20 protein-coding genes are annotated in these 21,912 nt (G+C 61.6%); 7 read left to right on the top strand and 13 right to left on the bottom strand.

Annotation, left to right across the window (positions count from 1 at the left end; translation table 11 throughout):
- Position 1: 1 nt before the first annotated feature.
- From ACUN0E_RS03775 to msuE, 7 genes are all read right to left on the bottom strand, one after another.
- Positions 2 to 1,297, bottom strand: a complete 1,296-nt coding sequence (locus tag ACUN0E_RS03775) for an ABC transporter substrate-binding protein (RefSeq protein ID WP_408224088.1) — start codon at positions 1,295 to 1,297, stop codon at positions 2 to 4.
- A 124-nt stretch (positions 1,298 to 1,421) separates the two neighbouring features.
- The gene (locus ACUN0E_RS03770) at positions 1,422 to 2,489 is read right to left on the bottom strand and encodes a branched-chain amino acid ABC transporter permease (RefSeq protein ID WP_408224085.1); all 1,068 of its coding nucleotides are present in this window, start codon (positions 2,487 to 2,489) and stop codon (positions 1,422 to 1,424) included.
- 8 nt (positions 2,490 to 2,497) lie between these two features.
- The gene (locus tag ACUN0E_RS03765) at positions 2,498 to 3,379 is read right to left on the bottom strand and encodes a branched-chain amino acid ABC transporter permease (RefSeq protein ID WP_408224082.1); all 882 of its coding nucleotides are present in this window, start codon (positions 3,377 to 3,379) and stop codon (positions 2,498 to 2,500) included.
- Positions 3,380 to 3,392: 13 nt separating this feature from the next.
- Entirely contained in the window at positions 3,393 to 4,187 is a 795-nt protein-coding gene (locus ACUN0E_RS03760; protein ID WP_445565705.1) for an ABC transporter ATP-binding protein, read from the bottom strand.
- A 10-nt stretch (positions 4,188 to 4,197) separates the two neighbouring features.
- The gene (locus ACUN0E_RS03755; RefSeq protein ID WP_445565704.1) at positions 4,198 to 5,343 is read right to left on the bottom strand and encodes an AMP-binding protein; all 1,146 of its coding nucleotides are present in this window, start codon (positions 5,341 to 5,343) and stop codon (positions 4,198 to 4,200) included.
- 2 nt (positions 5,344 to 5,345) lie between these two features.
- On the bottom strand, positions 5,346 to 6,449 hold the full coding sequence (gene sfnG / locus ACUN0E_RS03750) for a dimethylsulfone monooxygenase SfnG (protein ID WP_445565703.1): 1,104 nt from the start codon (positions 6,447 to 6,449) through the stop codon (positions 5,346 to 5,348).
- A 27-nt stretch (positions 6,450 to 6,476) separates the two neighbouring features.
- The gene (gene msuE / locus ACUN0E_RS03745; protein WP_445565702.1) at positions 6,477 to 7,058 is read right to left on the bottom strand and encodes an FMN reductase; all 582 of its coding nucleotides are present in this window, start codon (positions 7,056 to 7,058) and stop codon (positions 6,477 to 6,479) included.
- 540 nt (positions 7,059 to 7,598) lie between these two features.
- On the opposite strand from msuE, the gene ACUN0E_RS03740 reads away from it, so the two are divergent.
- Together ACUN0E_RS03740 and ACUN0E_RS03735 are read left to right on the top strand one after the other, a co-directional pair.
- Complete coding sequence (locus ACUN0E_RS03740; protein WP_445565701.1) at positions 7,599 to 8,828, top strand: acyl-CoA dehydrogenase family protein; 1,230 nt, start codon at positions 7,599 to 7,601, stop codon at positions 8,826 to 8,828.
- Positions 8,825 to 9,940, top strand: coding sequence for a sigma-54 interaction domain-containing protein (locus tag ACUN0E_RS03735; RefSeq protein ID WP_445565700.1), 1,116 nt, complete (start codon positions 8,825 to 8,827; stop codon positions 9,938 to 9,940). Before ACUN0E_RS03740 ends, ACUN0E_RS03735 begins: the two co-directional genes overlap by 4 nt.
- A 114-nt stretch (positions 9,941 to 10,054) precedes the next feature.
- On the opposite strand, the gene ACUN0E_RS03730 is transcribed toward ACUN0E_RS03735, so the two are convergent.
- Positions 10,055 to 11,299 carry an acyl-CoA dehydrogenase family protein gene (locus ACUN0E_RS03730; RefSeq protein WP_445565699.1) on the bottom strand — a complete coding sequence of 415 codons (1,245 nt, stop codon included), beginning with the start codon at positions 11,297 to 11,299 and terminating at the stop codon, positions 10,055 to 10,057.
- A gap of 325 nt (positions 11,300 to 11,624) precedes the next feature.
- Between ACUN0E_RS03730 and ACUN0E_RS03725 the strand changes: the two genes are divergently transcribed.
- From ACUN0E_RS03725 to ACUN0E_RS03710, 4 genes are all read left to right on the top strand, one after another.
- A complete protein-coding gene (locus tag ACUN0E_RS03725) occupies positions 11,625 to 12,047 on the top strand; it encodes a hypothetical protein (RefSeq protein ID WP_445565698.1) in 423 nt (140 codons plus the stop codon).
- Positions 12,048 to 12,352: 305 nt separating this feature from the next.
- Positions 12,353 to 12,577, top strand: a complete 225-nt coding sequence (locus ACUN0E_RS03720) for a hypothetical protein (RefSeq protein WP_408334243.1) — start codon at positions 12,353 to 12,355, stop codon at positions 12,575 to 12,577.
- 188 nt (positions 12,578 to 12,765) lie between these two features.
- Positions 12,766 to 13,638 carry a class A beta-lactamase gene (gene bla / locus ACUN0E_RS03715; protein WP_445565697.1) on the top strand — a complete coding sequence of 291 codons (873 nt, stop codon included), beginning with the start codon at positions 12,766 to 12,768 and terminating at the stop codon, positions 13,636 to 13,638.
- Positions 13,638 to 14,756: an acyltransferase family protein gene (locus ACUN0E_RS03710; RefSeq protein WP_445570372.1), complete on the top strand. Its 1,119-nt coding sequence runs from the start codon at positions 13,638 to 13,640 to the stop codon at positions 14,754 to 14,756. Before bla ends, ACUN0E_RS03710 begins: the two co-directional genes overlap by 1 nt.
- 92 nt (positions 14,757 to 14,848) lie before the next feature.
- Here the strand turns inward: ACUN0E_RS03710 and ACUN0E_RS03705 are convergent, their stop codons facing one another.
- The 5 genes from ACUN0E_RS03705 to ACUN0E_RS03685 form a co-directional block, all read right to left on the bottom strand.
- On the bottom strand, positions 14,849 to 15,124 hold the full coding sequence (locus ACUN0E_RS03705) for a transposase (protein ID WP_445565696.1): 276 nt from the start codon (positions 15,122 to 15,124) through the stop codon (positions 14,849 to 14,851).
- Positions 15,125 to 15,276: 152 nt separating this feature from the next.
- Positions 15,277 to 16,014, bottom strand: coding sequence for a DUF2894 domain-containing protein (locus ACUN0E_RS03700; RefSeq protein WP_445570371.1), 738 nt, complete (start codon positions 16,012 to 16,014; stop codon positions 15,277 to 15,279).
- 1 nt (position 16,015) lies between these two features.
- Entirely contained in the window at positions 16,016 to 16,663 is a 648-nt protein-coding gene (locus tag ACUN0E_RS03695; RefSeq protein ID WP_408224046.1) for an OmpA family protein, read from the bottom strand.
- Positions 16,660 to 19,014 carry a DUF802 domain-containing protein gene (locus ACUN0E_RS03690; protein ID WP_445565695.1) on the bottom strand — a complete coding sequence of 785 codons (2,355 nt, stop codon included), beginning with the start codon at positions 19,012 to 19,014 and terminating at the stop codon, positions 16,660 to 16,662. The genes ACUN0E_RS03695 and ACUN0E_RS03690 overlap by 4 nt, the downstream gene beginning before the upstream one ends.
- A gap of 10 nt (positions 19,015 to 19,024) precedes the next feature.
- Positions 19,025 to 19,780, bottom strand: a complete 756-nt coding sequence (locus ACUN0E_RS03685; protein WP_445565694.1) for a DUF3348 domain-containing protein — start codon at positions 19,778 to 19,780, stop codon at positions 19,025 to 19,027.
- 301 nt (positions 19,781 to 20,081) lie between these two features.
- On the opposite strand from ACUN0E_RS03685, the gene ACUN0E_RS03680 reads away from it, so the two are divergent.
- A complete protein-coding gene (locus tag ACUN0E_RS03680) occupies positions 20,082 to 21,773 on the top strand; it encodes a purple acid phosphatase family protein (protein WP_445565693.1) in 1,692 nt (563 codons plus the stop codon).
- Positions 21,774 to 21,912: the final 139 nt, after the last annotated feature.

Here is a 21,912-nt window from a genome sequence, read left to right as displayed (position 1 = left end):
CTCAGAGATCCTTGCTGCAATCGCGCGGCGTAATACCCTTTTCTTTCGCGTACGCGTTCGCCGACTTCTCGATGATGGGGCGCAGCAGGGCACGATCCGCCTGAACCCAGCCGCTGATCACTTTCCATTGCTGTCCGTCCCATTGCTGGAAGCGCACGGCGCCGCCGCCCTCGTGATCGGAGCACGACAACTTCAGCGGTTGAACCAGGCCGTACGCACCCAACTGTTTAAGACGCGCGTCGTCGAGATTCAAATGCTCGAATCCCCAACGCACCTGTTCGCCAGTAAGCGGTTTGTTGCCGTACTTCGCCTGAGCCACGCGCAACGCTTCGACATTGAGAATGCCGTTCACGACGCCCAGGTTGTAGTACACCGTGCCGAAGCGCGCCGGGTCCTTCAGGTTGCCGTTGCCGGGTTTGATCACGTACTGATTGATCGCCTGAAGCACCGGGAACCCGGTACCCGACGGATGCGTAGTGATCGAAATGAAGCCCTTCGCGGCGTCGCCCGCCGGACGCGCATCTTCTTCCGAATTGCTCCAGATGTTGCCGATAATGTGATTCGCCGGAAAGCCCACCTTCTGCGCCGACTTCAACGCGACCGGATTCATCACGCCCCAGCCACGCAGAATCACCCAGTCCGGATTGATCCGGTGGATGGTGAGCCACTGAGAGCCCTGTTCGTTACCCGGGTGCGGGACTTCGATCTGCGTGAGTTCAAAGCCATACTTTTTGGCGAGCGCATCGAGCACGGGAATCGTCTCACGGCCATAGGGCGAACCATGGTAGAGCACCACGATCTTCTTGCCCTTGAGCTGATTCAGGCCGCCTGACTGCTGACCGATGTAATTGATGATCGCCGAGACTTCGCTATACGGGTTGAGTTGAAGCGGAAACACGTACGGAAACACGGCGCCGTCGGTGGAATCCGTGCGACCGTGATTGATCGTGACCAGCGGGATCTTGTCGGCGGTTGAGCGGTCGAGCGTCGCGTAGGCGATCCCGACTGAAAGCGGATTGGTCGCCGCAGCCGGCGCGCCGTTCAGGCCACCCTTGAGCCGCTCATAGCATTCCACGCCTTTTTCCACGACGTATTCGGTTTCGCATTCGCTCCACGTCAGCTTGACTCCGTTGACGCCGCCGTCGCGCTTGTTGATCAGGTTCATATAGTCGATGAAGCCGCCGAAGAAACCGCTGCCGCCTGCCGCATACGGCCCGACGCGGTAGCTTTGCAGCGGGAAGTATTCTTCGCCCGCGGCCTGCGCGTTGGACGCAAATGCGGCGGTGAGGGCAAGCATGAGGCTTGCGACAGCAGCAACGCGCGAAGCCGTCCCACGCCTCTTGAGGGAGTCAATGAAATTCATACTGGATAGACCTTGAATAGATAAACGATGGTTAAAAGAGCGATGGATGAAACCGGATTCATGCGCGCAGCGGCCAGTCGCGCAGACGGTTGCGCGCGGTCTGAACCAGCCTTGCGAGCCCGTCTGGCTCCTTGATGAGAAAAACAATGATCAACGTGCCGAAGAGGATCTTCTGCAGGTTCTGCAACTGGCCGGCTTCGATGCCGACGCTGGCGAGCGCGCCTGCCGCATTCGAGAGAAGGATCGGCAGCAGCACGATGAACGCCGCGCCCAGAAAATTCCCGCCGATGCTCCCCATGCCGCCAATGATGATGATGAACAACACCTGAAACGACAGATTGAGATCGAAGCCGTGCGGCTCGACCGTGCCCAGATAAGCAAACGCCCACAACGCGCCCGCAATGCCGATCACGAATGAGCTCAGCGCGAACGCGAGCAGTTTGGTGCGGCCGATCGGAATGCCGATCACGCGCGCGGCAGTGTCCATGTCGCGCACGGCCATCCAGCGTCGGCCGAGTTCGCTGCGTACGAGGCGGGTTGCGAGCAGGAACAGGATCGTGGTGACGCCAAGTACGAGCAGATAACGTGCGGCCGGCGTGTCGATTTTCCAGCCGAACGCTGTGAGGCGCGGCGCGCTGAGCACGCCTGAGGTGTCGTCGTTGGAAAACCAGCTGACTCGCGTAAATATCCATTCGACAAAGAACTGGGCGGCCAGTGTCGAGGCGATCAGGTAGAAACCTTTAATACGCAGGCTCGGCAAACCGAACACGGCGCCGACTATGGCCGTGATCAATCCTCCAAGCAACAGATCGACAGGCAGCGGCAAGCCTGGCACCCTCACCATCAGGTTGTACGTGGCATAGGCGCCCACCGACATGAATGCAGCGGAGCCGAGCGAAAGCTGGCCCGCGTAGCCCGTGACCAGGTTCAGCCCGAGTCCTGCGAGGGACAGCACGAGGAACGGAATCAGAATCGCGTTGAGCCAATAGTCGTTGCCGAATACGGGCACGGCGATGAACGCGATCAGCGCGGGAGTTGCTGTGAGCAATAACTTCAGCCGCGGCAATTGCAGCGAGTACGGTTTGAACTTGCGCGGCGCGTTGACGGTGGCGTGAGGAGATGACATAGCCAGCCTCACACGCGTTCGACGGCGGGTTCGCCGAACAGGCCAACAGGACGCGCGAGCAGAAACAGCATCGCGAGCAGATAGGGAAACCAGTTTTCGATGCCGCCGCCGAGCAGGCTGCCGACATAGACCTCGGCAAGCTTCTCCGATGCGCCGATCAATAAACCACCCACAATCGCCCCGCCGATTGACGAAAATCCGCCGATGATCAGCACCGGCAGCGCCTTCAGCACGATCAGCGACAACGAGAACTGCACGCCGAGGCGCGCGCCCCACAGGAGCCCCGCCACGAGGCTGACAAAGCCTGCCAGCGCCCATACGATCGCCCACACGCGCGGCAACCGTATGCCGATGGCGAGCGCGGCGAGCGGATCGTCGGCGACGGCCCGCAGCGACAAGCCGAGTCGCGTGCGATTGGTCAGAAGCGACAGGCCGATCACCAGCGCGCCGGCGGTCGCCGCGGCAAAGACGTCGAACTGGCTGATCATGACGCCGGCCACGTTCAGCGGTTTGTCGTCGATGCCCAGATCCAGACCGTGCACCTGGGCACCCCAGAATAATTGCGCCGCGCCTTCAAGAATGAAGCTCAGGCCGAGCGTCGCCATGAACAGGACAATGGGTGGCCGATTGACCAGCGGCCGCAATACGAGGCGGCCGATCAGCAATGCAATCAGCACCAGTGCCGCTAGCGTCAAGCCGAATGCAAGCACGGGATTGACATGCCGTTCGACCAGACTCACGTACGTGAGCGCGCCAAACAGAACCATCGAACCCTGCGCGAAATTGAATACGCCGGATGCTTTGTAAATCAGCACGAAACCGATCGCGACCATCGAATACATCACGCCCGCCAGCAAGCCGCCAACGAGTACCTCAAGGAAAAATCCCATGTCGTTCAATCTCTCAGTGACGGGTGCCGAGATAAGCGGCCAGCACGTCCGGGTTGGTGCGTACGTCGGTTGGGGCGCCGTCGGCGATCTTCTTGCCGTAGTCGAGCACCACGACGTGATCCGACAGGTCCATCACCACGCCGATGTCGTGCTCGATGAGTACAACGGTCACGCCGAATTGCGTGTTGGCGTCGAGCACATAGCCGGCCATTGCACGTTTTTCGTCGGCATTCATACCGGCCATCGGTTCGTCGAGCAGGAGGAGACGTGGCTCGGCGGCGAGGGCGCGGGCCAGTTCAACGCGCTTTTGAACGCCGTATGGCAAGGTGCCGACGGTGGTATGCCGATAGCGCTGCAAGTCGAGCGCTTCGATCACGACTTCGGCATAGCGGCGTTGCGCCGTTTCGTCGCTGCGCGCGCGGCCGAGGCCAAAAGTCTGCTCGAACCACGTGCTGCGCCGATGCAGATTGCGGCCTGTGAGCACGTTGTCCAGTACGCTCATCCGGCGAAACAGTGCGATGTTCTGAAACGTGCGGGCGATACCGCTGTGTGCCGCGTGATACGGATTCATGCGCCGATAGGCGTGGCCGTCGAAATGCACGCTGCCGTACTGCGGTTGATAGACGCCGTTGATCACGTTGAGCAATGAGCTTTTGCCAGCGCCATTCGGGCCGATCAGCGCGCAGATTTCACCCGTGCGGACAGCGAAACTGATATCCGTGACTGCTTTCACGCCTTTGAACGACAGTGAGATATGGTCGAGCGAGAGGAGCGGGTTTGAGGACGAGGTCATTGAACGTTGGGTCATGCATCAATAATCAATAGGCCGGTTGTTCAGACGCACCGTCTGCTGCATAGCGTTGCGGTGCCGCCGCCTGACACTTATGCTCGACACGTTGCCAGTCGCCGGTATCGGGCCAGGCGCGCACGTCGACGCGTAATGCCTCGAACAGCGCGGCGGTTTTGTCGTCGAGCGGCGGCCCGATGACGAGCGCCGCATGGGTGCGTGAGAACCCGATCACTTCGCGTAACGGACGGGTGACGAGCCACCAGGTCAACGCGCGGGCCAACGGACCACCCTGTTTGCGTTGCGCACGATTGATCAGGCGGCGTCGCCACGAGCGTGCGCCTGGCAAACGCTCATCGACGAGTTGTGCCACGCGGGCGTAAGTTTCGCGAGTGCCGGCAACCAGTGTCGGTGCGAGTTCGCGGCGATCGTTGTCACGGGTCGCGAGCGACTCCGGGAAATTGAGGCGAAAGCCGCTCAGTAGCCAGGGCGCAATCAGATAGCGCGCCTGAGATGCGGCGGCGAATGCGCGTGCGGCAAACGCTTCGTCGTCTGCGTTCAGTTTCTCGGTGGCGACGAGTTGCTGTGCTTCACGCACCAGCGTCGCATGCGGGAAACGCTGTTCAACGAGGTGTCCATCGGCATCGTGGCGCACGAAGGTGAATGCGTCGTTATGGGGCCGGACAGCGGGTGGCAAACCGTTCTCGTTGTGGAGTGGCAATGCACGGTAGTCGGTTACGGCGGGATGCGGATGCGGCGTCAGATTGCGCGGGTTGGCGTCAATCACCTGTAATCCCTCGTGTGCCAGCAGACGATCTATCTGACTGTCGTCATCGGCGAACACGAAGCGTGGCGCAATCAGCGTGAGTACCGAGCGCAACGCGTCGTCAGGGAGGTGTGGGTCGAGCGGTATCGCGACGCCACCGTTCCACTGCGCCGCCAGCGACAGTAACAGCGCCTCCTCGCGCGGATGACTGACGAGCAGCAGCGCGTCGCCCGTCGCAAAGCCACGTTGTGCGAGGCCGCCGGCTAACTGCTCGACCGCCGTTGCGACGTCTTGCCACGACAACGCGTGCCATGTGCCCAGCCGCTTGTGCCGCAATGCGATGGCGTGCGGCCGGTGCTGCGCCTGATGGCGCAGCCAGTCCGGTAGCGTGGACGGCGGTGCCTGGGTCATGTTCAAGCGGCCTTGGCCTGCTGCTTGAGTTCGAGTTCGCGCACCAGCGGCAGAACCCGTTTGCCGAAATACTCCACCTCTTCGATGAAATGGAGAAAGCCCGTCAGCACGAGATCCACGCCGATCGATTTCAATTCGACGATACGCTCGGCGATCTGCTGCGGCGTACCGATGAGATTGGTGCGGAAACCGTCGTTGTATTGCACGAGGTCTTCGAAACTCGACTTGGCCCAGTTGCCTTCCCCTTCCGGCGAAGCCTGGCCAGCCTGTTTGACGGCGTCGCCGAAAGCATGCACGGCTTCGACGTGCGCATGTTTGATGATGTCGGCGAGCACGGCCTTGGCCTCTTCTTCGGTATCGCGGGCGATCACGAAGGCATTCACGCCGATACGTACCTTGTGATTGTTTTTCGCCGCCTTGGTCTGAATGTCGTCGATTTGCGCTTTCAGATTCTCCGGCGTATTGCCGTTGGTGAAGTACCAGTCGGCGACGCTGGCAGCGTTGTCACGCGCGGCGCGCGAACTGCCGCCCTGGAAGATTTCCGGATGTGGTTTTTGTACCGGTTTGGGACTCAACGTGTAATCGTTGAAGCGGTAGAAGTCACCCTTGAAGGTGAAATTGTCCTGCGTCCAGATGCCCTTGAGTGCCTGAATGAATTCCTTCGAGCGGCGATAGCGTTCGTCGTGTTCGAGCCACGGTTCGCCGAGTGCGGTGAATTCGCCTTTGAACCAGCCACTCACTACGTTGATCGCAATGCGGCCATTCGAAATATGGTCGATCGTGGCCAGTTGTTTGGCAACGACAGCGGGGTGCCACGGACCCGGCAGAATCGCGGCCAGCACCTTGAGTTTGGTTGTTGCGTGCAACAGCGCCTGGCTGAATGAAACCGATTCGTGCTGATATTCCGCGCCGTATCCGGCGGTAAAGCGGATCTGGCTCAGCGCGTAGTCGAAACCCGCTTTCTCCGCGGTTTGTGCGAGCTTCTCGTTGTATTCGAGACTCCAGTCGGTGCGCTGCTCGATCGTGCTGACGACCAAACCGCCGCTGACGTTGGGCACCCAGTAGGCGAACTTGACGGCGTCGTCGTGAGAGGGGTTCTGGCTCATGATGTTCCTGATGATGGGATGAAAGGGCTATGCCGCGAGCGTTGCGGCTTGCGGGAAAGAAGCAGGGATGCGGCCGGCATGCAGCCATGGGCGCGCGCGCGTCACCGCGAGCGCAATGCGCTCTTCCAGTGCCGGGTTCGAGATCGCATAGCCACTGAAATCCGCTTCCGACGCATAGACGCCAACCGGCAACGTGCGAGCCTGAAAGAAGCTGAACAGCGGACGCAGTTGATGATCGATGACGAGCGCGTGACGATCGCTGCCGCCCGTTGCGGCCAGCAGAACAGGCACGTCGAACAGCGCCTCGTGATGCACGAGATCGAACAGATGCTTGAAGAGGCCCGTATACGACGCGCGATAAACCGGGCTTGCGACGACCAGCAGGTCTGCCGATTCGATCGCCTTGATATGTGCTTCCACGTCGGCCGGGACCAGCGAGCGTTGAACCGCGCCGGCGAGGCGAGAGGCGATCTGTCCCAATTCGACGAGATGCGCGTCGATCGGCAGCGTGTCGCCGAGCGAGGCAAGCAGGCGTTCGACCACCACGAGAGTGCGCGACGGCCGTTGCAATCCGCCGGAGACGGCGACCACTTTCAATCTGTTGCTCATTCGAACGATCCTTTCAAGCGAAAGAAAATTAATCGGGAGTGCAGCTTATTTAGCGAATACCGTGCCATCCGGTTTTGCGGGGACAGGACGGGTATGGAGGGAATCTGCGGATCCACGTCGATCGCGCGCCAAGTCAAACGGCATAACCGTTTGAGGTTTTCGCCTCCGTGCATATCGCGGTGGCATAGAACCATTGCAGGCTGACGTATGAAGCTGACGAAGCAATATGGCCTCAACGCTGCTGCTGGAGCAGCAGTTCTGTGTTCCGGCGATGGACGTGCAGGCTTTCAGAATTCCAGTAGGTCTGCTGCCAGGGAGGCATTGAGAGGGGGTGATGCTGATGTAGAGGCGGCATCCATAACGATGTTGCTGCGTAAGCAGCAATTTGACTTTGGTTACCACAACAAAATGCATCGGAAGTCGCGGTAGATGGTCAGAATATGTCTCTCAGGAAGCAATCCTGATCGACGCCATTCAACACCCGTCAACCGACAGATAACGGTCCCACCCGCACGTAGCGGGGTGAGTGTCTTTGCCCATATGAATTCGACCTACGTACTGCCGGATGCTCCGACTTCCGTGCTACCGGGCGCGGCGACTGCATCGGCAACTGAAACGCCTCTGCAGATCGCGCAGCGACTCGCGATCACATTTGCGCTCACCGCCGCTGAGCGTGACGCGCGGGGCGGAACACCGAAAGCCGAGCGGGACGCATTGCGCGCCAGCGGTCTTCTGGCGATGAGCATTCCCGAAATGCAAGGCGGACTCGGCGCCAACTGGCGGCAGACCTTGGACGTGGTCCGCACACTCGGGCGGGCCGACAGTTCGCTCGGCCATGTGTTCGGCTTCCATCATCTGATGCTGGCAACCGTGCGTCTGTTCGGTTCGCCGGCGCAGTGGCGCGCCTGGTTCGAACAGACTGCCCGCCGCCAGTGGTTCTGGGGCAATGCGTTAAACCCACTCGATGAGCGGGCTGTCAGCCACTCGCACGCAGATTGGCGCGAGTTCAGCGGGCAGAAGAGTTTCTGTTCCGGCGCCCTCGATTCTGAAATGCTGATTGCTTCCGCGCGAGACGTCGGCACCGGAACGTTGCTGGTCGCGGCCATACCGACCGGGCGCACGGGTATTTCCGTTGCGGAGGATTGGAACAACATCGGCCAGCGCCAAACGGACAGCGGCACCGTGACGTTGGAAAAGGTGCGTGTGGAGAATCACGAGATTCTGACCGACCCCGGGCCGCTCTCGACGCCTTTTGCCTGTCTGCGTCCCTTGCTCGCGCAGCTGATTCTGACGAATGTCTATCTGAGCATTGGCGAAAGCGCGTTCAACGATGCCCGCCATTACACGCTTCATGAAGCGCGTCCGTGGCATACGTCTGGCGTGCAAACCACCGCGGCGGATCCCTATATCCTCGGTCAGTACGGCGAGTTTTGGGCGGGCCTCGAGGCGGCGCGGCTGTTGACCGATCGCGCGGCAGACCGTTTCGATGCGGCCTGGAACAGAGCGGATGCGCTGACCGACACCGAGCGCGGCGAGGTGGCGTTGGCGATCGCAACGGCCAAGGTTGCCGCCACCGAAATCGGGCTCACCATCTGTACCCGTATGTTCGATGTGGCCGGCGCGCGCGCGACGCATGGCGCGCTGCGACTGGACCGCCACTGGCGAAATCTGCGCACCCATACGCTTCACGATCCGCTTGCCTATAAGCTTCGAGAAATCGGCGAATGGGCTCTGACGCAACGATATCCGACGCCGAGCTTCTACTCATGAACTATTCACTCAATCACGTGTTACCGGACCGGTCGGTCATCGCGCGAACGGAAGCACTGCCTGTGTTGACGATGCCCGACAAGCGCACGCTGACCACGTCCATTCGCGGGACCGCCCAGGTCTTCTCCGACCCGCAATCGCTGGCGTTGCTCGAACGCATTCGCATGGTGGCGCCGAGCGACGCTAACGTGCTCGTGATCGGCGAGACAGGAACGGGTAAAGAGCTGGTCGCACGCCATGTGCATAACCTGAGTGCTCGCAAGAACGGCCCGTTTGTCGCGGTCAATTGCGGGGCGTTCTCCGAATCGCTGGTGGAGAGCGAGTTGTTCGGCCACGAGAAAGGCGCGTTTACGGGGGCGTTCTGCGCCAAACCCGGCTGGTTCGAAGCCGCTAATGGCGGGACGCTGTTTCTGGACGAGATCGGCGATCTGCCGCTGTCGATGCAGGTCAAGCTGCTGCGCGTATTGCAGGAACGTGAGATCGTGCGGCTCGGCTCGCGCAGGAGCATTCCCATCGACGTGCGCGTGCTGGCGGCCACCAATGTGCACTTGCAGGACGCGGTGGCGGCGGGCCATTTCCGCGAGGACCTGTTTTATCGACTGAACGTTGTGCATCTGGCCGTGCCGACACTGCGCGATCGGCCTGGCGATATCTTGCCGCTGGCCCGCTACTTCATTGACGAGTACCGGAACCGGCTGGGCTACGGCCCCGTTGGCATTGAGCCGCGCGCGGAGCGAAAGTTGCTGGAACATAGTTGGCCCGGCAATATTCGCGAACTCGAAAACGTTATCCACTATGCGTTGCTGGTGTGCCGCAGCGATTCGCTGGGCGAAGGCGATCTGCAGATGTCGTCGTTCGGAATCCATGCCGCGCGGCGAGTGGCCAGTGAACCTGTTGCGTCTACACCGCTGGAAGGGTTGGAGGCGGCGCTGCGTCATCTTTTCGATAATGCGGAAGGCAATCTGTTTGAACAGATCGAAGACACGGTGATGCGCGTCGCATTCGACTTTTGCTACCGGAATCAGATTCAGGCTGCGAGGCTGCTCGGCATTAGCCGCAATGTGTTGCGCGCACGGCTGATTCGGGCCAAGCAGATTTCCGCGCAAAAGTAGACACGATCCGGCCACGCCGGATGTGCACTATCCATCCGCATGCGGTGAGGCGCGAGCATGGGCTGCTTGCGAAATCGGCCCACGCTCGATGCAGCACGCTGCGACGTAAGCGGATTACCCGGCAGATCTGCTGTTGCCGATCTGCCAGACAAACGGTGGTTGAGTGCCATTGATCTCCCAATCGCCCACGATCCGCTCCTTGTAGATCAGCGGATTGTGTGACGCAGCGGTGCGCGCGTTTCTCCAGTGACGATCCAATAGTTTGTTTTCGCTAATGCCCGAAGCGCCGAGTGCATTGAACAGGTCGGTGGTGGCCTGCAGAATCAAACCGGCCACGGCGACCTGCGCCTTTGCCGATTCAATTTCGGCCGCCACGTTCGCAGCGTGTTCAGCATCGCGGTCCGCGCCGAAGCGCGCTTCGTACGCGCGTTGTGACGGCTCCGCGGCTCGCACGGCGGCGGCCTCTGCCGCGTACACGCGTGCCGCTATTTGTCCCACCACCTGCTGCACCTGAGCGTCCTCACTGACGCGTGGTGCGTTACCGTGGCTGTAAACCCGGGTACGTTTGCGCACTTCATGCGAAATGTCACGCAATGCGGCGCGCCCCGTTCCCGCGATTACTGCGATTAGCACAAGTTGATAGAACGCCGTCTGGTATTTGAAGCGCGTGGAGAAATCGATAATGTTCTCTTCCTCGACCACGGCGTTGTCGAAAACAGACGTCCCGCTTCCGGTGGTACGTTGGCCGAAACCGTCCCAGTCGTCGCTTTGTTTGACGCCAGCCTGATGCGTGCTCACCGCCGCGATGACGTCGGCGCCGTTGTCGTCGCGCTGCGCGTAGACGTCGATCCAGTCGGCAAAGATGCTACCCGTGCTGTAGTACTTCGTTCCGTTGACGACCCACTGGTTGTCGCTACGCGATACACGCGTGATTACGTCTCCAATCTTGACCGCACCGACTTCGGTCCAGGCATTGCCGACGATTTCACCCGCCACGAAGCGTTGCAGCCATTTTTCGCGCGCAGCGCCGGGTGTCGCATTGATCCTGTCTTCGACGAAGGCGAAATGGCCGCGCAATGCTTGCGGCAAACTCGAATCGGCCTCGGCCAGTTCGATCAGAAGTCGCACGAGTTGCGGGAGTGACGCACCCGCGCCGCCGTATTCGCGCGGGACCCTGACGGCGCCGAATCCGGCCTCCTTCAACCAGACAATCTGCTCGTAGGGAAGCGCTCGATTGCGCTCGCGTTCGAGCGCGCCTGCCGCGATCCTGTCGAAGATCGGCCTGAATCTGGCGGCCAACTGTTCATAGTCGGTGCCGTATGAAAGTGGCAATTTTTCACGCTGGTTTTGTGATGTCATGCGCCTGCTCTTGAGTCGATAGGTGGAGTAAGCCAGAGCGGCCAGGCTCTTGACCCGATGGACTACAAAGCACGAGCTATGCCATCGGGGCGAGCGGCCCCTGTTACTGATCGACAGACAGGAAAGGGATTTCCTGCTGCTGGATTGAGAGCAGCGTGCTGATGGACTGCTTGCCAGAAAGCAGCTTGAGGTGGATGCGTTTCTGGCTGACGCGGGTGACGAGGCTCAGAATCTGCGCTTTGGTTCGAAGCGCCGATGGATCGCGGTCGTGCTACCTTCTCTCACGTCCGCGAGCGCGCGCTCGTGATTCGATACCGAGGTAGACATGGAACTCACCACATGGCAATTCCAGCTAAGAATCTCCGTCTCGCCTGACCTTGCAAGCGATCTGCGTGCAGAACCGGCGAGCGCCTCGCATGCCTCGCTTCGTGATGTTTTGAGCAGGCACAACGCGACCTTGAAGTGTCAATTTGACGCTTTCGCCGACTATGTGAGTGAAGCAGAAAAGCAGGGTCCGGAAAACTATCCGCTTTATCAATGGACCCGGCAGACGATTGAGAACCCGGAGAAAAAGGCGAAGTACTTGCAGTCGTTCACTGTCTACGTGAATGGCGACGAGATATACGGCAGGGAAATCACCGACGTGTTGCAAGCCGAGTTGCGGGCGCTCGTGAGTGACGACGGCATTGAGCGCGTCGCACGGTTCGATACGAATCCTGCGAATAACCCGCAGCCACCCAGGCGCTAGCGGTCAAAAGCAGTGCACCTGCTTTCCAGCACGACACTCGCGTGTCACAAACGGCGATTCGACACCAGGAAGCTGCAGCCCTTCAACTGGGCCACGTACCCCGAACGGTTATAAACGGGCCACGCCAGCATGACCGATCCGGCTGCAACCGCACCAGTGACGAAGGTGATTTAAGCACGCGTATGAACGATTTCTTTCAATGTCATTTCGGGCTGGCGGCAAACTGGTAAGTCAATTTTACATTTGACGACAAGGCGTCGAGTTCGTGAGAGGATGGCATTTCACTTTTTCTCGCGGAGGGCGAAATGGGACTCTTGGACGAAGTAGGCAAGATCGCAGGGGCAGTAGCAGCCGTTGAGGCAGCAGAAAAAGTCGATCCGGATGCAGGCTTGCTAACAAAGGGCATTGCAGCGGTTGCAGGCTTTGAAGGCGCCGGCGCATTGGAGTCGTTGGTCCAGAAGAAAGACGGCGAGAAGCAGGACGACGCCGACAATGCTCAAACCACAGACGACGCGAATCCTCAGACGTGATTTTTGCGCAGTGAGCGGGCCAGCCCTACACAGGGCTGGCCCGTTTTTTATGTTGAACCGGGACCGGCGCCCGCCGCAACGCAAGCATGGAAACCAGTCGGCCGGATGTCAGATAGCAGCGCGATATTCCTGACCTTTGCCATCCATCGCGTGGTGCTCGTGAGCGAATTGAATGTGAGGACGATTCTTTGAGCATCTCTGCAACACGCCGGAGCTTGACGCTCGGGTTGCCCATACTCCTCGGCCTTGGCGCCACAGCCACGCCGGCCGCAAATGCCTCTCCGTTAGCCGATATCGAACGCCGCAATGGTGGACGCCTTGGCGTGTTCGCTATCGATACCGGTTCAGGCCGAACCCTGGCGCATCGCGCTGACGAGCGCTTTCTGATGTGCAGCACCTTTAAGGGCTTGCTCGCCGCGCTGGTGCTCTCCCGCGTGGATGCCGGCAAGGAGGATCTTGTCCGCCTTGTGCCCTACACCGGGAAAGACCTCATCTTCACGTCGCCTGTGACGAAGGCACACGTCGCGGAAGGCGCGATGTCGGTCGGCGCGTTGTGCCAGGCCGTCGTCGAAGTGAGCGACAACACGGCGGCTGTGTTGTTGATGAAAAGCGCCGGCGGTCCCGCTGGGCTGACGCAATTCGTTCGCGCTCTCGGCGACACCGTTACCCGCTCCGATCGGTACGAACCCGAGTCGAACAAATATAGCGGGGTGCTCGACACCACCACACCTCGATCGATCACGAAGTCGGCGAGCAGAATTCTGCTGGGGAACGTTCTGAGTCCCCAATCGCGCGCGCAACTTGAAAACTGGATGATTGCCTGCAAGCCGGGTTTGAACCGGCTCCGCGCGGCGTTACCGCCGGACTGGATAGCGGGTGACAGACCCGGAACAAGCGTAGAAGAAGAAACCAACGACTATGCGATCGTGCGCCCACCGCAACGCGCGCCGCTTCTCATCGCCGCCTATTACGATGCGCCGGCGCTCGGCATGCCCGCCAGGGAGGCCGTCTTGCGCGAGGTCGGTGCGGCATTCGTGAAGTGGACTTCGGATCGGACATGATGACGGTTGGCCAGCGTAACTCACGGATCGATGTGATCCGCGGCGTCTCGATTCTTCTTGTCCTGTTTCATCACTTCAACATCGCGTACCGTCTGAACGATACATGGCTGGCGAAAGCATTCGGATGGGAAGCGGTGCGCGCTGTCGCTCGAAATGGTAATTATGGGGTGACGATGTTCTTCGTGATCTCGGGCTATCTGATTACGTCGAACGCACAACGCCGTTGGTCTGGTCTCAGCGGCATCAACGCGCGGGCATTTTATCGATTGCGTGTCGCGCGGATCATTCCGTGTCTGCTGCTGTTGCTCGGCACGGTCAATCTGCTCGCGCTGGCGGGTGTCGCCATCTTTCAGAATCATGCGCCGGGCGGCACACCGGTCTCTTTCTGGCTCGTCAATCTGGCGTCGTTGACCTTCTGGATGAATGTGCTCGTCGGCTTGCACGGGTGGGTCAACTACCCTTTGGGTGTGTTGTGGTCTTTGTCGGTGGAGGAGGTGTTTTATCTGTTCTTCCCAATTCTCTGCCTCATCCTGAAGCGGGAGTCGCGCCTGCTTGTTTTCTGGGCTGCGATCATCGTCATTGGCCCGTTTTACCGCTTTGTCCATCAGGGTGACGAAGGCGGTTTTCTCTATGCTTATTTTGCTTCGTTCGACGGCATTGCTATTGGTTGCTGCACGGCCGTGCTCGCGAAACGGATGGCGCTGCGCGGTCGCGCGGCCACGCTCCTGCAATGTATTGCGGTGGCTGCCATGACGTTCCTGTACCTGGTTGGGCCCATTGCAGAAACCAACGTCCTCGGTGTGACGGGAATGGCATTGGGCACTGCCGTGTTACTGCTGGGCGCGTACTGTCGACCGGCCGCGCCTGGCGTTGGAGGCGTCCGGGTTCTGCTGGGCTTCGAGTGGTTTGGGCGGATTAGCTATGAGCTTTACCTGTTCCATCTCATCGTGCTTGGCGCGATGCGGACAATGTGGCCGCCGCGCATTGTGGACGGTGATACAAAACTGCTGCTATTGGCTGGGTTTTTGGTGCTGTCGGCGGCATTAAGTGCCGGCATTGCACGGCTTTATTCCGAGCCGCTAAACCGCAGGATCAGACATGGGCGTACGGCTGCTTAGATACCGCCGGCATCGTCAATCGATTGCCAGCTTGCCTGCGGCCGACAAACAAAGCGGTGCGTTTTATCCTGCAGTCATCGCGCCCCGAACGATCAATGTTCTAACTGCTCGCTCATGCCAAGTTCGGCGAAGACCTTCGACATCATCCCGGCGCGTCGCCATTCCAGCCATTTGATGTAACAGGTTTGCGACGGTGGAAAGCTTGCGGGGAGGCGCTGCCACTTTTCGTCATTGCGAACGATCCACAGTATGGCGTTCACGATCTCGCGCGGATCTCGCCGTGGTCGGCCGACTCGCGGCGTGGCGTCATGGTGGAACAGGTGGGCAATGCGTTGCCAATCTTCGTCGGACAGCAGGGATTCGAACATTTTCAGATTTTAACCAGCTAGTACAATCTGATTGTCCCAGATAGAGGTCTGTGTCTAGATCGCGATATCGGGTGTGAAAACGGCGCAGACCGGAGGATTGTTTCTGGTCCGACTGTGATGGCTTAAGCTTCGGCTGATCCGTCCCCAGGGCGTTAGCGCGGTTTGCTCCGGGCACTTTTTCTCACGCTTGTGGTGCGAGGCGCGTCTTTAGCCGGCGAGGCGCCGCCGCCATTCATCTGCTCCATCCACGACAAGGCGTCGACGTACGACAGGAACTGCTGGAGATACCCAGGCGACAGTTCGCGCATCAGCGAGAGCGACCGATGCACGAGGCTGCTCGAGTTAAGCGGACCGGCGTTACCCGGCGCTTTCTTCAACGACTGCCGCAACTGTTTCTCGGAGCGGACCTTGGACCAGGTCTCCCTGAAGTAGTCGAGCGCCTCCAGTTCTGGATAAGAAGGGCGCCGGGGCGCGACGTTACCTGCTGCGGAGTCGTTTCCGTCTGCCGGCGCGTGGGCGATGTAGTCGATCAGTTCGGCCAGCGCTCCGCGAACGGCCTCGCCGGATGATGCTGCGTTGCCGTTGCCGTTGCCGTTGCCGTTGCCGTTGCCGTTGCCAGTGATGTCGATGCCCTTGCGAGCATCGGCAGCCTCAGACGCAGCATGTTCGAGATCGCCGGCATAAGCCTCGATCAGCTTGGACAGCCTGTTATCCAGGATGCGCCGCGTCTCGCCGCTGTGGCCGGCTGCCCGCCGAGCCAGCGCCTCGATGAAATGAAAGCGGATGGGATCCAGGCGATCGGCGCCGCGTTCGCGCCACGCGTCGAGCGTTGCCCAGGCGTCGCTTGCCACACCGCTGGCGCCATGACTCGCACTACCCACGCTAGTCACACTACTCACCGGACTTCACCGTTGCGGTCGAAGGTCTCGGAACCGGTGCTATTTCCACGCGCCGGTTTCTGGCCCGGCCCTGGTCGTCGGCATTCGAACTGACGGGCTGCTGGGAACCGAACGCGGCCGCAAATACGGACGAGGAGGGAACGCCTTCATCGATCAATGCACGGGTCACCGTCAGCGCGCGCTGGGCCGATAGCTCCCAGTTGTCGGCAAAGCGACGGTTGGCCTCCCGCACCTGCCGGTCATCGGTAAAGCCGCTCACCATCAGGATCTGGTCGTTGGCCCTGAGGTAAGCGGACAGCGGCCCCGCGAGACTCTTCAAAACATCCCGGCCTTCGGGCTGCAATTGATCGGAGTTCAGCGCGAACAACACGTTGCCGTTGATGCCGATGCGCCCGTTGACCAGCGTCACCCGACCCGCTGCGAGCGGTCCTGCCAGCGCCTGCTCCAGGGTCTTGCGGCGCTGCGTTTCCAGCTGACGTTGCTTGACCTCGTGCTCCAGCCTGGTCGAGAGTTCCAGTTGCACGCCGATGACGCCCACCAGGATCAGCACGAAGGCGCCCAGCAGCACCGACATCAGGTCGCCGAAGACGGGCCATATCGGCGCTGCCGTTTCCACGCCGCCGTCGATGTCCTCGCTCATGCCGCTTCAGCTCCTGCGGCCGCCCGCTTGCCCGCGAGCTGTTGCAGGTCTTCAACGATCTGCTTCTGCGACATCATGCTCAGGTCGATCACTTCTCTTGCCTGGGCCACGTAATACGCCAACTGCTCGTCACTGCGCGCGAGGGATTTGTCCAGCGCGGCTTCGATACGCTGCAGATGCGCGACCAGCGTGGTGTTCGATTCGCCGAACAACTGGACGGCCGCGCCGAATGCTTCGCCCAGGCTCGCCACTTCGACGGCGCTGCCGGTGACCTGTGCGGCCACGGCGCCCAGCTTCCCGGTCTCGAGCTCGACCTTATCGGTGAAACGCGTGCCGACACGATCCAGCAGATCCGCCGACGTGGCGACCAGCGCGTCGACGGCGGAGCGCTGCTCGGTGGAGGCATGGTTCACGGCATCGAGCAGGGTTTCCAGCGTCGCCAGGAGGCGGCTGCGCTCCTCCAGCATCGCGGTGTCGCGGACCATGCTGTCGGAGAGCTTCTGACGCAATTCGGCGACGACTTCCGCCGCGGCCTTGGGGGCTTCCGACGCGGCTTGTACGAGTTGGGCGATTTCGGCGATCGTGCTGCTCGCGTGCGCCTGTGTCTGGGCTGAGATGTCGCGCGCGGTTTGCGCCAGCGTCTCGCAGATCTCCTGCTGCCGGCTCGCGGTGCGCGTGCCCGCCTGCTCCCACTCCCGGCTCAACGTCGTGGCCATCGAACCCAGCGTCTCGGTCCAGGCCGCCAGCCGCTGCTGGTCCCGCGCGGCGAGTTCTGCCTGCAAGTCCGCTGCGGCCTTGGGGGCTTCCGCTGCCGCTTGTACGAGCCGGTCGATTTCGGCGATCGTGCTGCTCGCGTGCGCCTGTGTCTGAGCGGAGATGTCGCGTGCCGTTTGTGCCAGCACGTCGCAGATCTCCTGCTGCCGGCTCGCACTGTGCGCGCCGGCCTGCTCCCACTCCTTGCTCAACGTAGCGGCCATCGAACCGAGCGTCTCGGTCCAGGTCGCCAGGCGTCGCTCGTCTCGCGAGGCCAAATCCGTCTGCAAGTCCGTATGCGACTGGCCCACCGTGCGTAGCAGCGATGCCGAGTGTTGCTCGAAGGTCGCCGCGGCCGCAGCCAAGGCTTGCTGATTGTGACCCGCCAGCTTCTCGCCGACCTGTTCTTGCCGTGACAGCGCTTCGTTCCATGCTGCCGACACGCAGCCAGCCGTTGCGTCGAGGCGCGCCGACACGCCATCCAGCAGACCGGCCGAGCGTTGCTCGAAGGTCTCGGTGAATCGATCCAGCGACGTGCCCAGATGCTGGATGAGCGCATCGCTCGACCGCTGCTGCCCCTCCAGTGCTTTGTTCCAGATGTCCGCGACGGTGGTGGTGGTCGCCTCGAATCCGCTCGAGAGCCCATCCAGCTGTTGTTGCACGGCGTGGGTGACGGTGTTGTGCAGCGAGGCCGTCTCGCGTGCGAGACCCGCCATCGTGGCTTCCATGACCGGCTGCAGCGCCGCGCTGGCGGCGCGCGTGCTTTCGGCGACGCTCTCCTTCAACGACTGCTCCACGGAGGCCGCAAGGCGCGTGTAGGCGGCCTCGGCCTTGCCGTGGAAGGCGTCCTGGCTGGCGATCTGCCGCTCGTTCAAGGCGAGACTCTGCTGCTCGATGGCGGTCATCATCGTCTGCAGACGATCGACCAGGGTGGGCATGACCTCGGCCTGCCGCTGCAGGAGCTTGAAGCTTTCCTCGCGCTGATGGGTCTGCGAGTAGATGCGCAAGGTCGTCGCGATCTTCACGTCGAGCATCTGCGCGGCATCGATCCGCTCGCGCCGGCTCAACGCCGACAGCAAGCCCAGCATCGCGGAGGTGGCCACGCCGGCAATCGACGTGCCGAACGCGAAGCCCAGCCCCTTGACCGGCGCGGCGAGCGAATCGCGGATAGCCTGCAGGTCCGTTGCGCTTTCCAGCGCCATGCCCGTGCCTCGCAGGGTCGCCACCATGCCGAGGAGCGTGCCGAGCATGCCCAGCAACACGAGCAAGCCGACCAGATAGGGCGTTAGCGCCGGCCCGGGTAAGGCCACACGCTCGCCCTCCACGCGCAGGCGCACCGCGTGGCGCAGGCTGGGATGCAGCGGGTCAAGCCAGGCGCCCAGGCTGGGCGGCGGCGCGGACAGGCCCGCGACCGCCCGCGTCAGCGTGGACGTGGCCTGGCGGTAGCGTTGCAGTTCAAGTGCGCCTGCTACGTAGCAGGCGCCAATCAGCATCGTGACCGCGAAGGCCAGCGGATTCGAGCCGACGTAGCCGGCACCGATCCAGCACACCGCGGCCAGACCTACCAGGAAAACAACAAGATTGAGATATCTGGACATAGTGTCCCAGTTAGCGGGTGCGAAGGGCCGCGAGCAACCCTTCGACCGGTTGTAAACGAACATCCAGTTCGGCCAGCAACACGCTCTGCATATCCTTGCGGAACGCGTCCAGCCAGGCGCCGGGCGTGGCGGGTGCAGCCATTGCGGCGTCCTCCGGGGCTTCGGCATCGGCCAATGTCTGTTGCTCCGCCTGGCGCAAACGCTCGAAGTGCCCCGCAAGCAGCCCGGGCACAGCAGCCAGCAGGCTTCGCTCGCGCTCGCTGAGCGCTCGCTCCATCACGGCATCCACCACCGCGAGCCGGGCCATGGCCGGTGTTCTGGTGGCCAGCATGGCCCGCAGGCGGCCGCGCAGGTTGCCCACGCCCGTCTCCATCGACTGCTGCATGGAGAGATAGCGCTGACGAAAAACCGCGTAGTCGACCGGCGCATCCACGGGCGCTCCCTGGGGGAGTGCCGGCGCCGCAGATCCGCGACGCCTCGCGGCAGCAAACACGCTATCGCCGACGATGGCACTCGCCAGGGACGCGCGCGCGCGGGCGCACTCGCTCTCTTCAGCGTCGCCGAAGGCTCGCGCGCCGGCGGCGGCCGCAGGCGGATTGTTGTTCAGCGCCGAGGACAACGCGATCGCATCGGTCCAGCCGAGCCATTGGCTTAGCCGGTCCGAGAGCGATTGACTGGATTCGGGAACGTCGACGTCCGTCAGGCGAGCAAGTAAACGAATGAGCGCCGGGCCACTGAAAGCTGTGCGCTGTGGGGCTTGCACCATACCACCAGAGTCAAAAAAGTCAGCAGTTTACACGGCGAAGGGGTGGGGGATGCAGCCCCTTAATGAATGGGGCTGCCGAACATGGGATTTCGGCGTGATCGGCAGGCCACTTGCGATGCCTCGATTTCGGCCGCCATCCTCCCACCTCCGGCGATTTCATCTGGCTGTCATAGCTTCCCGACTAGGATGCCCCATCACTTCTGCCGCGCCCTGGTCCGGCACGGCAATCGCGGCCCACGTCGCACTGTGAGCCTGCCATCCGTATTGGCGACCTTCCACCCCCATACAAAAAACACCAGACATGTCGAACAAGAAAATCGCTAAAGATCTACCGGCCGATCAGGGCGCCAGCATCGTCTCGCGCCGTGGGTTCTTGAAGTTTGCCGGCGCATCGAGCCTGGCAACAGCCGCTGGCACGCTCGCGTCGGCGGCGCGGGCCGCGAATAGTGCGCCCGACGGCACGCCGGAGCAGGTCCACCTGACCTGGGGCAACGATCCGACGAGCGAGGTCACCGTTTCATGGGCGTCGCCGGCGCCGGCTGTCAATCCGAAGGTGCGCTTCGGCGGTGCGGGCGCGACGAAAGAGACGGTGCACGGCGTTCAAAACACGTATACCGATGGCATCAACGGCGAGGTCGTGTTCACCTACCACGCGCGTCTGCGTGGCCTGAAGGCCGACACGAGCTACGAGTACGACGTGAGCGCCGACAACGACAGCAACGCGGCTCAACCCTTTACCGCGAGCTTCCGCACAGCGCCCCGTGGCCGCGCGCCATTTCGCTGGACCAGCTACGGCGATCTCGCGACACCCAATACCGGCTGGGTTCTGTCGTCGCCGCAGAGCCGCTTCGCGGTTCAGGCCGTCGAGCGGTTTCAGCCGCTGTTCCACCTGCTCAACGGCGATCTCTGCTACGCCAATCTGAACCCGACGCATCAGCCGGACGTGTGGCGCGATTTCGGCAACAACTGCCAGACCTCGGCGTCGAACCGGCCGTGGATGCCTTGCCCGGGCAATCACGAACTCGAATTTCACAACGGCGAACAAGGCCTCGCGTCGTATCTTTCTCGCTATACGTTGCCCGAGAATCACACACGCTTTCAGGGACGCTGGTACAGCTTCCGCGTGAGTTCGGTGCTCTTCATTTCGCTCGATGCAGACGACGTGGTCTATCAGGATGCGGCCGCGTTCGTTGCCGGCCCGAGTTCTCTCGTGCCGGTGGCGAGCACCGGCAATCCGCCGATTCAGCCGGGCACATCGCTCTATGTGCGCGGCTATAGCGAGGGCGAACAGACCCGCTGGCTCGAGCGGATCTTGCGCCGGGCGGCGGAAGACGACGAAGTCGACTGGATCATCGTGCAGATGCATCAGGACGCGCTGAGTTCATCGAAAACCGGCAACGGTTCCGACAAGGGCATTCGCGAAGCCTGGCTGCCGCTGTTCGACCGCTACGGTGTCGACCTGGTGCTGTGCGGGCACGACCACGACTACGAACGCAGCTATCCCGTGCGCGGCTGTAATCACAACAAGGGCACCGATATCGCCACAGGACGGGTGGTCGATACGTTGCAGCCGCGGCCGGTGATGTCGGCGGTGTCGTCGGGTGCGTCCACGTTCGATACGAGTCACGGCACCATTCACCTGATTCTCGGCGGTGGCGGGACGAGCGCGCCGCTCGACGTGTATGGCGTGGATATCGGTACCGGCTTGCCGCAGGCGCGCATTTTCACGCGGCCTAACCGTCCGGTTGCCGGGACGGCTGCGGGTACTTTCGTGCGTGCAAGCGCGGATGCTGTTGAAGATGCGGTCTGGTCAGCGCAACGGGACACCGGGACGGGCTACGGTATCGCGGTGTTCGATCATGATCCGGGGCATCCAGGTGGCGAGACCACGGTTACGATGAACTACTATCATGCGCCGGGAGCGGACCAGACCCCGACGCAGAACTATGAGTTGTTCGAAACGATTGAGTTGAAGAAGAAACGGCGCGGCTAAGCTCAACGCTATTTCAGCAGTCGTAATCCGAAGCCCGGCAGCGTCCGGGCTTCGGGGCTCCACGCCCAGGCTGGACTCCCGCGAACAGACGCGGTACGCTGTTAGTGCTGGTGACTCTGTTTGGCTATACCGGTCTTAA

The organism is Paraburkholderia sp. D1E, assembly GCF_052682275.1.
The sequence above is the reverse complement of the archived record's forward strand: the minus strand, read 5'-3'. Positions and strand labels throughout refer to the sequence as shown.

Excerpts from the sequence above, each read along its gene's own strand:
- ACUN0E_RS03775 (WP_408224088.1), bottom strand. The coding sequence starts at position 1,297 with ATGCTTGCCCTCACCGCCGCATTTGCGTCCAACGCGCAGGCCGCGGGC.
- ACUN0E_RS03770 (WP_408224085.1), bottom strand. The coding sequence starts at position 2,489 with ATGTCATCTCCTCACGCCACCGTCAACGCGCCGCGCAAGTTCAAACCG.
- ACUN0E_RS03765 (WP_408224082.1), bottom strand. The coding sequence starts at position 3,379 with ATGGGATTTTTCCTTGAGGTACTCGTTGGCGGCTTGCTGGCGGGCGTG.
- ACUN0E_RS03760 (WP_445565705.1), bottom strand. The coding sequence starts at position 4,187 with ATGACCCAACGTTCAATGACCTCGTCCTCAAACCCGCTCCTCTCGCTC.
- ACUN0E_RS03755 (WP_445565704.1), bottom strand. The coding sequence starts at position 5,343 with ATGACCCAGGCACCGCCGTCCACGCTACCGGACTGGCTGCGCCATCAG.
- sfnG (WP_445565703.1), bottom strand. The coding sequence starts at position 6,449 with ATGAGCCAGAACCCCTCTCACGACGACGCCGTCAAGTTCGCCTACTGG.
- msuE (WP_445565702.1), bottom strand. The coding sequence starts at position 7,058 with ATGAGCAACAGATTGAAAGTGGTCGCCGTCTCCGGCGGATTGCAACGG.
- ACUN0E_RS03740 (WP_445565701.1), top strand. The coding sequence starts at position 7,599 with ATGAATTCGACCTACGTACTGCCGGATGCTCCGACTTCCGTGCTACCG.
- ACUN0E_RS03735 (WP_445565700.1), top strand. The coding sequence starts at position 8,825 with ATGAACTATTCACTCAATCACGTGTTACCGGACCGGTCGGTCATCGCG.
- ACUN0E_RS03730 (WP_445565699.1), bottom strand. The coding sequence starts at position 11,299 with ATGACATCACAAAACCAGCGTGAAAAATTGCCACTTTCATACGGCACC.
- ACUN0E_RS03725 (WP_445565698.1), top strand. The coding sequence starts at position 11,625 with ATGGAACTCACCACATGGCAATTCCAGCTAAGAATCTCCGTCTCGCCT.
- ACUN0E_RS03720 (WP_408334243.1), top strand. The coding sequence starts at position 12,353 with ATGGGACTCTTGGACGAAGTAGGCAAGATCGCAGGGGCAGTAGCAGCC.
- ACUN0E_RS03710 (WP_445570372.1), top strand. The coding sequence starts at position 13,638 with ATGACGGTTGGCCAGCGTAACTCACGGATCGATGTGATCCGCGGCGTC.
- ACUN0E_RS03705 (WP_445565696.1), bottom strand. The coding sequence starts at position 15,124 with ATGTTCGAATCCCTGCTGTCCGACGAAGATTGGCAACGCATTGCCCAC.
- ACUN0E_RS03695 (WP_408224046.1), bottom strand. The coding sequence starts at position 16,663 with ATGAGCGAGGACATCGACGGCGGCGTGGAAACGGCAGCGCCGATATGG.
- ACUN0E_RS03690 (WP_445565695.1), bottom strand. The coding sequence starts at position 19,014 with ATGTCCAGATATCTCAATCTTGTTGTTTTCCTGGTAGGTCTGGCCGCG.
- ACUN0E_RS03685 (WP_445565694.1), bottom strand. The coding sequence starts at position 19,780 with ATGGTGCAAGCCCCACAGCGCACAGCTTTCAGTGGCCCGGCGCTCATT.
- ACUN0E_RS03680 (WP_445565693.1), top strand. The coding sequence starts at position 20,082 with ATGTCGAACAAGAAAATCGCTAAAGATCTACCGGCCGATCAGGGCGCC.